Raw genomic sequence first — 13813 nt, forward strand, 5'->3', positions numbered from 1 at the left:
AACGAAATGATATGAAAATATTCAAATCTCTCCTGATAGCTATCCTGGTGTTCACATTCACCGGTGGCATGTATGGGCAGGAAAAAAGCTACTATATGCCGAAATTTGCGATTAAGACAAATGCGCTGTATTGGGCTACCACCACTGCCAATCTCGGGTTTGAAGTCGGACTCGGCAAGAAACTGACTCTTGACGTATCCGGCAACTATAATCCGTGGAAATTCTCGGATAATAAACAAATCAAACATTGGATGGTGCAGCCGGAACTTCGTTACTGGCTGTGCGAACGGTTTTACGGACATTTTTTTGGTGTACATGCCCATTATGCGCAATTTAATGTGAGCAACCTGGATATTTTTGGTTTAGGGCATCATCGCTATCAGGGGAACCTTTACGGAGCCGGTATCTCTTACGGATACCAATGGATACTGAACAAACGCTGGAGCATGGAAGCTACCATCGGAGTAGGCTACGCCCGCATTGACTATGATAAATATAATTGTGGTCATTGCGGGAGCAAGCTCAATAGCGGGCACAAAAATTACTTTGGCCCTACCAAGGCGGGTATCAACATTATATACACCATAAAATAAGATAGTCATGAAAAAGAAACTGATATACGTTGTGTTGTGCCTGACTATGGCTCTTCCGGTCGCCGCACAGAAATATTATAACGGTGCTATCGGCATCACCGATGTCTCGTTGTGGCAACAGGGGGAATCACTCTATATAGATATGCAGATAGATATGAGAAACCTGAAAGTCGACAACGACCGTACACTGACGCTCACGCCAATGCTAGTGAGTGCCGACCGCAACCTTGTGCTGCCCGAAATCATTATCAACGGCCGCAGAAGACAGAAAGCCTATGTTCGTTCCATGGCATTGAACAGCGAAACCAACCTGGGAGTGCCGTCTAATAAAAAGGAAGTGTTGAGCTATACACAAGTCATTCCATATCAGCCCTGGATGGAAAATGCGTCCCTGGCTCTTGAAGAAAATCTGTGCGGCTGTGGCGGTCATCAGGAAGTATTGGCGCAAGAACCGATTCCGAATGAAATCTCCACCGAAATCAAACGTCTTTCTGCTCTGCACCCCATACTGTCACATATCCAGTTACCTGCCGACAGACTGGAAGTACGCAGCAAACAATACGAAGCCCACCTTGAATTCCCGGTGAACAAAGCCGTCATTCTGCCGGATTATATGGATAATAAATCAGAATTGCAGAATATTCAGAAGATGCTCTCCGAGACACTGAATGATAAGGGGCTGAATGTCAAAGGCATTTATATCGAAGGTTTTGCTTCGCCCGAAGGTGCGTTGAGACTCAACGAACAACTGTCCGTAAAACGTGCCGAAGCGCTGAAAAACTATCTGTCCGTACAAGGACAGATACCTGCCGGGCTTTGTCACGTCTCTTTCGGCGGAGAAAACTGGGACGGACTGCTGAAAGCATTGGAATCTTCCACCCTGAAAGAGAAAGCCACTTTGCTCGACATTATCGAGCATACTCCCGACATCGCCCTTCGGAAACAGAAACTGAAAAATGTAAATGGTGGTGCTCCCTACCGTGTCATGTTAAGAGAACTCTATCCGGCACTCCGTAAGGTGAATTGCCGTGTCGATTATACCACTGATATTACCGTCGCCGCGCAAGCCGACGCTGAAGATACCAATCTGAATATGGCAGCCGATGCCTTATCCGCGAGAAATCTGCCTGCCGCCCGGCAATATTTGGATAAATCGAATCCCCAAACAGCCGAATACGCCAATAACAACGGGGCTTACTATCTGCTGGACGGTCAGCCCGAACAAGCCATTGCCGAGTTTAATAAAGCTATTCAGAAAGGGAGTGAAGCAGCCCGGAACAATCTTGCGGAGATGGAAAAAGTGATGAAGATGCGGAAGAAATAACCGCATGGAAAAGAAAGAATCTTTCTTAAATGAAATTTCGAGATTCTTTTCTTAAAAACTAAACTATTTTTTGTATGTTTGTTCCCGGATTGTAACAATCCGAGCGAATTTAATCTAAGTTTATAACAAGAAAAACAAAAATGTATCCATTAAAATTCGAACCGATTCTGAAGCAGACGCTTTGGGGGGGCGACAAAATTATTCCGTTCAAGCATTTGAACTCAGACTTGAAAGGAGTAGGAGAGAGCTGGGAGATTTCCGGCGTTGAAGACAATGAATCCGTAGTGGCTAATGGCCCGGATAAAGGTTTAACCTTAGCCGATATGGTAAGAAGGTATCGCGAGGAATTGGTGGGCGAAGCTAACTATGCGCGCTTCGGTAATAAATTCCCGTTGCTCATTAAGTTTATCGATGCCCAACAGGATTTGTCAATCCAGGTGCACCCGGCAGACGACTTGGCGAAGAAACGCCATAACTCGATGGGAAAAACTGAAATGTGGTATGTGGTAGATGCCGACAAAGGTGCTAAATTGTGTTCGGGATTTTCTGAACAGATTACCTCGAAAGAATATAAGGAGCGTGTGTTGAACAACACGATTACCGACGTATTGCAAGAGTATGAAGTCCATCCGGGAGATGTATTCTTCCTTCCCGCCGGACGTGTGCACAGCATCGGAGCGGGGTCGTTTATCGCAGAGATCCAACAGACCTCTGACATAACCTACCGCATCTACGACTTCAACCGCAAGGACGCGAACGGCAAAACTCGTGAACTTCACACCGATTTAGCCCGCGAAGCCATCAACTACGAAGTATTGGATGACTACCGCACTAAATATGATGCGGTGAAGGATGAACCGGTAGAACTGGTTGCCTGCCCTTACTTTACGACTTCCTTGTATGACATGACTGAAGAAATCACTTGCGACTACTCGGAACTCGATTCATTTGTGATTTTTATCTGCATGGAAGGTGCATGTAAAATGAGGGATAATGAAGGTAACGAGCTGACAGTCAGTGCGGGAGAATCTATCCTGCTTCCCGCTACTACTCAGGATGTCACTATTACTCCCGAAGGTGGAAATGTGAAGCTGCTGGAAACATACGTGTAATCTTATTTTGTATATAGTTAAGGTCATCCGACTTTGTCCCGTTATAATGGCGGGCAAAGCCGGATGACTTTTTTATTGTATATAGTGAGAATTCTGGTAGATATCATTTAACTATCTTTATCAATAAGTTTGCGCTGAACACACAAAAAGATTTGTTCTTTTGTCGCTTGCCAAGTGGCAATATTTATAAAATAACTAATTGATGTAAATGAAGAACAGAAATGGATTTAGCCGATGTGGAGAGCGCTACATCGGTCATTTGCGAAAGGAAGGGCGCCATTCTACGGCACACGTCTACAAGAATGCTCTTTTCTCTTTCAGCAAGTTTTGCGGAACGTCACATGTGGCGTTCGAGCAAGTGAACCGGGAGTGTTTACGATGCTACGGTCAGCATCTTTATGAGAGTGGGTTGAAGCCCAATACGATTTCTACGTATATGCGTATGCTTCGTAGCATTTACAATCGGGGAGTGGAAGGGGGATATGCTCCTTATGTGCCTCGATTGTTTCATGATGTTTATACGGGGGTGGATGTCCGGCAGAAAAAAGCCTTGCCTGTTGCCGAATTGCATAAGCTTCTGTATGACGATCCGAAGTCGGAACGTCTACGTCGTACACAATCTATCGCCGCTTTGATGTTTCAGTTTTGTGGAATGTCGTTCGCCGATTTGGCTCATTTGGAGAAATCAGCTTTGGAAAATAATATGTTGCGATACAATCGCATCAAGACTAAGACTCCTATGAGCGTAGAAGTGCTGGACAGTGCCAAGGATATTATTATGCAGCTTCGCAACAGTCAGGATTCACAACCCGATTATCCCGATTATCTGTTTGATATTCTTCGTGGGGATAAGAGACGGAAGGATGAGCGGGCTTACCGGGAATACCAGTCCGCTCTCCGGCGGTTCAATAATTGCCTGAAGGACTTGGCGAGAGCATTGCACTTGAAATCTCCGGTCACTTCCTACACGCTTCGCCATTCTTGGGCTACTACTGCCAAGTATCGGGGAGTTACAATTGAAATGATTAGTGAATCATTGGGACACAAATCTATAAAAACTACGCAAATTTACTTGAAAGGCTTCGGACTTAAAGAACGTACAGAGGTGAATAAAGGGAATTTATCTTACGTTAAAAACTGCTATGTAGGCAGATGAAAAATAGTAAAGCGCTGATAAACAGAAATAAAACATGTGTGTTACTTCTTAGGTAACGGAATTAAATTTGACGCAAAGATAGACAAAAATATAGATAGTAAACAAATAATCCTGCACTTTTTTCGTTTTATCTGAGACATAGGGCAAAAAAACTATCCGAACATGAAATAATAGATTTTTCATGCTCTAACTTTCTATTGCCTAAATTCAAGAACTTTCTCGCTGAATATGAGGCAGTTTCCTTATTACGCCCTGTCTGTATGTATAATTTCCATTTTGATTGCTCGTGTGTGTATTATCCGTTACCTAAGAAGTAACGGATACATATGGGGTAAAAAAATATGATTTTAACAAAACCAAAATCAATTAGTGCTGGGCCTAGCAATGGGACAGGGGAAGGCGTAGCACACTCTAAACGCTGGTATGTAGCTATGGTTCGTATGCATCACGAAAAGAAAGTAGCCGAGCGTTTGGATAAGATGGGAATCGAACATTTCGTTCCCGTGCAACAGGAAGTTCATCAATGGAGCGACCGCCGTAAAGTGGTTGAGTCTGTCCTTCTTCCAATGATGGTATTTGTACACGTTGACCCGAAAGAACGCAAAGAGGTTCTGGGTTTTTCTACTGTTAGTCGCTATATGGTGATGCGAGGTGAGAGCACGCCGGCGGTGATTCCTGATGAGCAGATGGCTCGTTTCCGTTTTATGCTTGATTATTCCGAAGAAGCTATTTGTATGAACAGCTCCCCTTTGGCGCGTGGTGAAAAAGTCCGTGTTGTCAAAGGACCTCTGACAGGACTTGTGGGTGAACTCGTCAATGTCGATGGTAAAAGCAAGATTGCCGTTCGTTTGAATATGCTGGGCTGCGCTTGCGTCAATATGCCTATCGGCTACGTCGAAGCTGTCAGTGAGAAAAACTAGTCTCATTCCATCTATCCACAATCTTATATGAATATGAAATCATCTTGTGCCTTTACGCTGATTTTCCTTTCTCTCTTATTTTCTGCTTGCCAGTCATATAAGAAAGTTCCTTATCTACAGGATGCGGAAGTTTTGAAGCAGGCAAATACGCAAGTTGCGCCTATGCAGGATGCCAAACTGATGCCGGGTGATGAAATCTCCATACTCGTTTCTACCTCAGACCCGGTCGTTTCACAGCCTTTCAATGCACAAGGAAATACATTCTTGCTGGATAATGAGGGAAACATCAATTATCCGGTGTTGGGAAAATTATCCATGAGCGGATTGACAAGCCGTGAAGCGGAAAACTTGATAACGGAGAGACTCAAAGCCTATGTCAAGGAAAGACCGACCGTAGTAGTCCGTATGTCCGGCTTTAAAGTCTCGGTTTTAGGAGAAGTGGCATCCCCCGGTGTTTATCCGGTGGTGAACGAGCAGATAAATGTGCTCGAAGCGCTTGCCATGGCAGGAGACTTGACCATTTATGGCGTACGCGATAATGTAAAACTAATCCGCGAAGATCAAGACGGACGTAAACAGTTTGTCACACTCAACCTGAACGACGCGGATTTATTATTATCTCCCTATTACCGGTTGCAACAGAACGACATCTTGTATGTCACTCCAAACAAAGTCAAGGCGCAAGGCGCAGGTATAGGACAAAGCACTACATTGTGGATTTCAGGCTTTTCAGTTTTGGTATCTATTGCCAGTTTGCTGGTTAATATATTAAGGTGATAAAGCATCGCTTTGCAATCGCTAAAGCTACGCTTTACCACCTCTAAAGCTAAGCTTTAGGATTCATAAAACGCCATGTTATTATACGAATACAAAAGATACACTTTTATCCCGTCTCCCTTAACACACACGCACATGCGTGCGCGTATATATACCCTTGCTGTCCGCATTACTGATCAATCCTTTTTTTATCAGGCGATTCAGCCATCCGAGAGCAGTGTTAGGTTTAATATTCATCAACGCAGCCTGATCCAACAGTTGGGCACGGGTAAACTGGGTATCCAGAAGTGCGAAAAGTGCGTCCCGGTCGGCGTTGGCCCTGTGTTTGATTTCCGTGGAAGGAAGAAAAGACAAGATATGCGTAGTATGACGATAGAGAGGAGTTACAAGTCCCAGGACCGCTTCAAAGTCCTCGTTCGTGATGGTTACATCCCAACGGGTGATAATGCCGTCCTTGATATTATCGGCAGCAATCTCCTTGTCAGGAGTCAGCAGAGGACTGGAATAATTTTGAAACTGATAGGGATAATCACATTCCAGTGCACGGAGCATGGCTACTTCTGCCATGATGCGGCACGCATTGACAGCCAGGCGGACAATGGAACTACTCATTTCATTATCGTTGGCAAGACCCGAGCGGAAAAACAAATCGGAAAAGAGAGCGTTGAACTCCTGCTTTTGCTCATCGGTGAGTCGGAGCGTATGGAGTCCATGCTCCTTCAGCAGATCCAATTTTTGTTTCCATTCCATTCCTATGCCTGTGAAGATAGCTTCCAGATCGGCTTCGCCGCTCTCAAATTGATCGACCCATGCCCATATGCCATGCATATAATAAAACAATTGGCGCGAGAACAGTCCGTTCTCTGTAGAGGGAATCAGTGGTTTCACTTGTGCGGGCGTACCGGAAAGCAGGACGGAAAGATAGCTCTTTTTAACTTCCCGGTATTCCTGGTCGGTACGTCGGTTGTACGACAACCGGTCGTGGTCGAACGCTTTGCGGAGTGTATCGCTCCAGTGTCCGTATTCCGAACCGATGGCAGCCGAAATGGTATCCGCTTCAGTCTCGCAGATAAGTCCTGTGCCGTTGGCATCCATGATATTTTGCAGGATACCTGTTCCGGTGTTGTTTCCCGAGATGAGGAACATCTTGTTCTTGGGCATCTGAGGAACTTCTACCTTGGCACGGTCCTTGCCCATAACATCGTAAGCGGCTTTTTCTTTCTTGTACGCCTTTACTCCTTCTGCCACCTGCTGGCGGAGCTCGTCGTGGATAGGTTCGACAAGCAGACGGATAAGCGAAAGAATTCCCTTACCCGAAGCGGAAGGAGCTACAATGAAACTTTGCAGGCAGGGCGATTGGTATTTGCCGGCATAAGGGCATCTTACGTATCGTTCCATGCTGGCGCCCATAGCAGTCAACGCTCCGAGCAACATGATATCCCGCTGCATAGGACTGGTGGCATAGCTCATGATAAGCAACAATATTTTCGGCCAGTCCGCATCGGGGAAAGTAGGCAATGGCTGGTTCGGTTCGCTGCCGTTCAGCAGTTCCTCGGATTCGTCCGGAGCGTCATCATCCACCTTATTATATACGCGTGCGTGTGTGAGATTCTTGGACGGTGTATTTTCTGTATTTTTCGTATTTTCCCGGTTGTCTGCCATGTTCTCTTTGGAAAGATTCACCCCTGCCGTTTCGGCAAGATGGAATACCGTGCCCAGGTGCACTTCTCCATGGCGGGTCGTAAGCGCATTAGAGAATACCCGTTCGGCATGTTCGCGTTGGTACTTGGCGGACACCCGGCACAAACGATGAAAAAACTCGCGTCCCGCTTCACCACAATCCGTTGCGATGGCGAACGCCAATTGTACATATTCGGCATACGTGGGCGCAATATCTGCTCCCGCAATTTCAACCGCCTCTGTGAGGCGGCGTAAAGACTCAAAATCTGTCATAATTTTAATTGATAATATTTAATTGATAATTATTCATTCGTGGTTCTAAATAATGCTCCCGGGTCATGGCTAAGGAAACAGGATCTCACAATGTCCTTACCGGAAAGATCTACGCCTTTGGGCTTTTCTCCGAAAGGAACAGTTTTTCCTGTACCATGTAATAACACTAAGTACGCCATTGCCCATTTCATGTTTTCCCTAATGCAGTCTGCTTCATCGGCTATGTTTGAGTGATACCAGGGGACGAATGCTTTTACGCCCCTTCCGCTGGGACTGATAAACGTGAGTACAGGGCGGAGAAGACGGTCATTGAACAATGTACTGCGCATCTCCACTGCTTCCTGATAGGAGTCGAGATTGTCTATATCTACCACTACCAGATGTGAAGGAGCTACTAAACACTTGCTGCTGCGGCGAGTGAACGTGCCGCAAGGAGTCACATAGGGTAGCAGTGATGCTTTTGCCGCCCGTATATCTCCGTCATTGCGTACCTGTTCGGTCAGAATCCTGAGATTCTCGTTGCAGGTAATCATTTCGTAAACTTGCTCTATCGAGACTTCGCAGAAAGGAGTGAGCGTTGCAGGAGTAACAATCCGTCCTTGCTCATCCTTGATGGGAGCGATAGGCGGCATGAAATAAGACATTCTAAAATCGTTTGTCATAACATATCTAATTTTTTGATTATCGCCTTGAATATTCAAAACGCGGGGCGAATTTCGGAAAAGCAGGAAATTAGTCTTACTGACATGTCAGCAAGATTGTGAATGAAAATAACATATAACATAGACTTTTAACAATTTACAAAAGTAGAAACATGAGAAAAGTAGAGTATCATTATGCCCTCGGGCTTTTTATTGATGAGCAGCGTATGCGTGCAAACCTGGCGATTGGAACTATGTGTAAAGAGGTACATATAGGAACAGGCATTTATTACGAGATAAAAGGGGCTCTGATAAACGGATAAGTTATTATATCAAAATGCTTGATTATTATTATGATAACCTTAATAAAGAAGAATTTCATAAGAAAGTTCAAGAGTTCGAAGCGCTTTATATCAAGTATAGGGAGAAACATGATATAAAAGAAATAGATGCGGCAAAAGTATAAATAGTAATATGCAGGAAGTCCAACGTTTTAATAAAGTCCTAAAATCTCTTGTCCTTTTAGGGGACATCATCATACTGAACTTGCTGTTGTGGATATTTGATTCTCTTTTGGGGCACAGGTCTCTCTTTGAGTATTCCATGCCTCTTTTCCAGAGCATGGCACTGATGAGTTTGTGTTATCTGATTTGTAATATCCGGTCGGGGGTGATCCTTCATCGTCCGGTGGTTCGTCCGGAACAGATTATGCTCAGGGTGGTACGGAACATGATTCCTTTTGTATTGATGGTATTGGGACTCTCGTATATTTTCCATTTCGAATGTATTAGTTTGCATCGGCTGGGAGCATTTTATGTAGTTCTTATTATAGTTGTCATCATCTATCGGCTGACGTTCCGTTATATTCTGGAACTTTACCGTAAGAGTGGTGAAAATGTCCGTAAGGTAGTGTTGGTAGGTAGTCATGAGAATATGCAGGAACTTTATCATTGCATGACGGACGATCCGACGTCCGGTTACCGGGTAGAGGGATATTTTGAAGATGCTCCATCCAGCCGTTATCCTGATAATGTCCTTTATTTAGGAAAGCCAAAGGAAGCGCTTGAGTATCTGACATGTAATGTAGGAAAAGTAGACCAACTTTATTGCAGTCTTCCTTCAGCGCGTAGTGAGGAAATCATACCTTTGATTAATTATTGCGAGAATCATCTGGTTCGTTTCTTTAGTGTTCCCACTGTTCGGAACTATCTGAAACGCAGAATGTATTTTGAGATGTTGGGAAATGTTCCGGTTCTTACTATCCGTCGTGAGCCGCTTGAACTTTTGGAAAATCGTATCGTGAAACGTGGCTTTGACATTGTTTGCTCTCTATTGTTCCTCTGTACTTTTTTTCCGATTATATATATCATTGTAGGTTTGGCCATAAAGATCAGTTCTCCGGGACCTGTATTTTTCAAACAGAAACGAAGCGGTGAAGATGGCCGTGAATTCTGGTGCTATAAGTTCCGTTCGATGCGGGTGAACGCTCAAAGTGATACGCTTCAGGCTACGGAATGCGATCCTCGTAAAACACGTATTGGTGATCTGATTCGTAAAACGAATATTGACGAGCTTCCTCAATTTATAAATGTATTGAAAGGCGATATGTCTATCGTAGGTCCCCGCCCGCATATGTTGAAGCATACGGAAGAATATTCCCATTTGATAAACAAGTATATGGTACGTCATTTCGTTAAACCGGGTATCACGGGTTGGGCACAAGTGACGGGCTATCGTGGCGAAACGAAAGAACTTTGGCAGATGGAAGGTCGTGTGCAGCGTGACATCTGGTATATTGAGCATTGGACATTTCTTTTGGATTTATATATCATGTATAAAACTGTGTACAACGTGCTTCGTGGTGATAAAGAGGCTTATTAAAAATGAAAGGTTGAAATTTGAAAATAGAAGTGATTATGAGAAGATTGACAGGATTGACTCTTTGTTTGTTACTGACTTTTTTGTTTGTTTCATGTAGATCGTCTAGACAAGTGCCTTATTTGCAGGATACGAATTTGGTGAATCATATGGAACAAAAGGTCCGACAGATAGGAGTGAAGGTTGTTCCCAAGGATTTATTGTCAATTGTTGTATCATGTTCCACTCCGGAGTTGGCGGCGCCTTTTAATTTAGTGAATCCAAACGCTGATTCTGCTCCACAGCAATACTTGGTAGATAATCAAGGGAATATCAATTTCCCAATGTTAGGAGAAATTCATGTAGGCGGACTTACGAAAACAGAAATAGAGAATCAGATTATTGACCGGCTAAAGGTTTATTTGAAAGAAGTTCCGCTTGTCACTGTGCGTATCGTTAATTATCGCATATCAGTATTAGGGGAAGTAAATGGACCGGGGAGTTTTATAGTTTCCAATGAAAAAATAAATTTGTTGGAAGCATTGGCCATGGCGGGTGACCTGACGCTTTATGGCAGACGGGATAACGTGCGACTGATTCGGACGGGTCAAGATAACAAACAGGAGATTATAACTTTTGACCTGAACAAGGCTGAAACGGTATTCTCCCCTTATTATCAGTTGCAACAGAATGACATTATTTATGTGACTCCCAACAAGGCTAAGGCTAAGAACTCGGACATTGGGACCACTACCGGACTCTGGTTTTCCGGTGTTTCTATTTTGCTCTCGATTACTAACCTGCTGATAAGTATATTAAGATAAATCAATAAAATAAGCGACCAATAATGAAAGAAAATTCGTACGACAATAATATGAGTGAACAGGATGAAGAGAAGGTGGACTATCGGGAACTTCTTTTTCGATATATCATCCACTGGCCTTGGTTTGTCGCTTCTATTATGCTATGTTTGATTGTAGCCTGGGTGTATTTACATTTTCAGACTCCCGTTTATCAGGTTTCCGCTTCCATCATGATTAAGGATGATAAGAAGAGTGGCGGTTCTACCGATTTGGAAAACTTGGGAATAGGCGGAGTAATTACTTCTACACAGAGTATTGATAATGAAATAGAAGTCTTACGCTCAAAAACGATATTGAAAGAAGTCGTTAATAATCTGGAGCTTTATATTACTTATAATGACGAGGATGAATTTCCGAAAAAAGAGATGTATAAGACGTCTCCGGTTATAGTAAACCTGACAGCTCAAGAAGCGGACAAACTGCCGGACGCGGCTTTGATTGACATGAAAATTTCTCCTGAAGGCGGTTTGAATGTAAATCTAAAAGTTGGTTTGAATGAGTATAATCAGCATTTCGATAGACTGCCTGCCGTGTTACCTACGGATGCGGGGACGTTTGGGTTTGCGTTGAAAGACTCATTGACAAATGGTAAAATAGAGGGGCAGAAGGGGGAACGGCATATTAGTGCTGTAGTCAGTCAGCCATTCGGAGTGGCAAAGGGATATCAGGGGGCATTAAATATAGCTCCGACTTCTAAGGCAACTTCTGTAGCTGTAGTCTCATTAATGAATACGAATATACAGCGTGCTCAGGACTTCATTAACAAATTGATGGAGATGTATAACCGGAATACGAACAATGACAAGAATGAAGTGGCGGAAAAGACCAGGGAGTTTATCAATGAACGTATCAAGATTATTGATGAAGAACTGGGAAGTACAGAGGACAAACTGGAAGCGTTTAAAAGAAATGCGGGATTGACGGATATTAGCAGCGACGCCCAACTGGCTGTATCGGGAAATGCGGAATATGAGAAAAAACGTGTGGAAAACGGTACTCAGATAAATTTGGTCCGCGACCTAACCAAATACATAAATAATCCCTCAAATGAGTATGAGGTATTACCTGGTAATATCGGTTTGGAGGATAATGGACTGACCACTCAGATAGAACGTTATAATGAGTTGGTGACTGAGCGCAAACGTTTGCTTCGTACTTCTACGGAAAGTAATCCGATGATTGTAAATTTGGATACGAGCATTCGTGCTATGAAGGCAAATGTACAAGCTGCTATTAATGGTACATTACAGGGATTGCTGATTATGAAAGCTGATTTGGACCGTGAAGCCGGCCGCTTTTCCCGCCGTATCAGTGATGCTCCGGGACAAGAACGCCAGTATGTAAGTATTGCACGTCAGCAGGAAATCAAAGCAGGGCTTTATCTGATGCTTTTACAAAAGCGTGAAGAGAATGCCATTACTTTGGCTGCTACTGCGAATAATGCAAAGATTATTGATGAACCGGTAGCTTCAGGTGGTCCCCTTTCTCCTAAACCTAAAATGATTTATATGATTGCTTTGGTGGTTGGAGTAGGTCTGCCCGTTGGTATCATTTTCTTGATTGGCTTGACCAAACTTAAAATAGAAGGTCGTGGCGATATTGAGAAATTGACTCGTCTACCCATTGTGGGTGATGTGCCATTGACGACAGATAAAACCGGTTCTATAGCTGTATTTGAGAATCAAAACACATTAATGAGTGAGACTTTCCGTAATATCCGTACCAATCTTCAGTTCATGCTTGAGAAAGAGCAAAAAGTGATTTTGGTAACTTCAACAATCAGTGGTGAAGGTAAATCATTCATTTCTGCCAATCTTGCTATCAGTCTATCTTTATTGGGAAAGAAAGTGGTGATTGTTGGGCTTGATATCCGTAAACCTGGTTTGAATAAGGTCTTTAATATATCTCGAAAGGAGCAGGGAATTACTCAATATCTTTCTGATCCTGAAAAGAATCTAATGGATTTTGTCCAGCCTTCGGATATAAGTAAGAGCCTGTATATTATTCCCGGTGGAACAGTACCGCCTAATCCGACCGAGCTACTTGCACGTGACGGACTGGAGAAAGCGGTTGCTATATTGAGAAAAGAATTTGATTATGTGATTTTAGATACCGCTCCCGTTGGTATGGTAACAGATACTTTATTAATAGGTCGTGTAGCTGACTTGTCTGTATATGTCTGCCGTGCGGACTATACACGGAAAGCCGAGTTTACTTTGGTAAATGAATTTGCGTCTGCTAATAAACTCCCGAACCTTTGTACTGTAATCAATGGTCTTGATCTTCAGAAGAAAAAATATGGTTATTACTATGGTTATGGTAAATATGGCAAGTATTATGGTTATGGCAAGCGTTATGGTTACGGTTATGGCTATGGAGAGAATAAAGTAACGGGAGAATAAATATCTAAAAAGGTAAGAACTTTACAATAACAATATGTGAATATAGCAATTGTAGACACAGGCTATGTAGACTTGGTATCTAGCACTTGTTTTGCCGAAATGGATGCCACTGTAACTTGCGTGGATGTAGCTGCAAATAAAATCAATAAACTGAAAGCAGGTGAAATGCCTATTTCTGAACAGGGGCTGGCAGAATTGGTGAAGCGTAATGTATA

General features: G+C 43.4%; 12 protein-coding genes and 1 pseudogene. 11 read left to right on the forward strand and 2 right to left on the reverse strand.

Annotated features, from left to right (window positions below; genetic code table 11):
• Positions 1-11: 11 nt before the first annotated feature.
• The 6 genes from BacF7301_RS15620 to BacF7301_RS15645 all read left to right on the forward strand — a co-directional run bounded on the left by BacF7301_RS15620 (position 12) and on the right by BacF7301_RS15645 (position 5882).
• Positions 12-593: a DUF3575 domain-containing protein gene (locus tag BacF7301_RS15620; protein WP_167964219.1), complete on the forward strand. Its 582-nt coding sequence runs from the start codon at positions 12-14 to the stop codon at positions 591-593.
• Positions 594-600: 7 nt separating this feature from the next.
• A complete protein-coding gene (locus tag BacF7301_RS15625; protein ID WP_167964221.1) occupies positions 601-1917 on the forward strand; it encodes a DUF3868 domain-containing protein in 1317 nt (438 codons plus the stop codon).
• Between the two features lie 140 nt (positions 1918-2057).
• On the forward strand, positions 2058-3029 hold the full coding sequence (locus BacF7301_RS15630) for a type I phosphomannose isomerase catalytic subunit (RefSeq protein ID WP_167964223.1): 972 nt from the start codon (positions 2058-2060) through the stop codon (positions 3027-3029).
• Positions 3030-3237: 208 nt separating this feature from the next.
• The gene (locus tag BacF7301_RS15635; protein WP_167964225.1) at positions 3238-4185 is read left to right on the forward strand and encodes a tyrosine-type DNA invertase cluster 3b; all 948 of its coding nucleotides are present in this window, start codon (positions 3238-3240) and stop codon (positions 4183-4185) included.
• A gap of 341 nt (positions 4186-4526) precedes the next feature.
• A complete protein-coding gene (locus BacF7301_RS15640; protein WP_167964227.1) occupies positions 4527-5105 on the forward strand; it encodes a UpxY family transcription antiterminator in 579 nt (192 codons plus the stop codon).
• A 27-nt stretch (positions 5106-5132) separates the two neighbouring features.
• Complete coding sequence (locus tag BacF7301_RS15645) at positions 5133-5882, forward strand: polysaccharide biosynthesis/export family protein (RefSeq protein ID WP_167964229.1); 750 nt, start codon at positions 5133-5135, stop codon at positions 5880-5882.
• 120 nt (positions 5883-6002) lie between these two features.
• On the opposite strand, the gene BacF7301_RS15650 is transcribed toward BacF7301_RS15645, so the two are convergent.
• Both BacF7301_RS15650 and BacF7301_RS15655 read right to left on the reverse strand, forming a co-directional pair.
• On the reverse strand, positions 6003-7835 hold the full coding sequence (locus BacF7301_RS15650; protein WP_167964230.1) for a DUF3987 domain-containing protein: 1833 nt from the start codon (positions 7833-7835) through the stop codon (positions 6003-6005).
• A gap of 29 nt (positions 7836-7864) precedes the next feature.
• Positions 7865-8497, reverse strand: coding sequence for a BT4734/BF3469 family protein (locus tag BacF7301_RS15655; protein WP_167964232.1), 633 nt, complete (start codon positions 8495-8497; stop codon positions 7865-7867).
• 152 nt (positions 8498-8649) lie between these two features.
• Here BacF7301_RS15655 and BacF7301_RS15660 point away from each other — a divergent pair, with 152 nt between their 5' ends.
• The 5 genes and pseudogenes from BacF7301_RS15660 to BacF7301_RS15680 all read left to right on the forward strand — a co-directional run.
• Positions 8650-8799: a hypothetical protein gene (locus tag BacF7301_RS15660; protein ID WP_167964234.1), complete on the forward strand. Its 150-nt coding sequence runs from the start codon at positions 8650-8652 to the stop codon at positions 8797-8799.
• A gap of 151 nt (positions 8800-8950) precedes the next feature.
• Positions 8951-10357 carry an undecaprenyl-phosphate glucose phosphotransferase gene (locus BacF7301_RS15665; protein ID WP_167964236.1) on the forward strand — a complete coding sequence of 469 codons (1407 nt, stop codon included), beginning with the start codon at positions 8951-8953 and terminating at the stop codon, positions 10355-10357.
• Between the two features lie 35 nt (positions 10358-10392).
• Positions 10393-11157, forward strand: coding sequence for a polysaccharide biosynthesis/export family protein (locus BacF7301_RS15670; protein WP_167964238.1), 765 nt, complete (start codon positions 10393-10395; stop codon positions 11155-11157).
• Between the two features lie 23 nt (positions 11158-11180).
• Positions 11181-13598, forward strand: a complete 2418-nt coding sequence (locus tag BacF7301_RS15675; protein WP_167964240.1) for a GumC family protein — start codon at positions 11181-11183, stop codon at positions 13596-13598.
• A gap of 36 nt (positions 13599-13634) precedes the next feature.
• A pseudogene (locus BacF7301_RS15680) lies at positions 13635-13811 on the forward strand (UDP-glucose 6-dehydrogenase); the annotation flags it as partial.
• Positions 13812-13813: the final 2 nt, after the last annotated feature.

Source organism: Bacteroides faecium, from assembly GCF_012113595.1.
GTDB lineage: Bacteria > Bacteroidota > Bacteroidia > Bacteroidales > Bacteroidaceae > Bacteroides > Bacteroides faecium.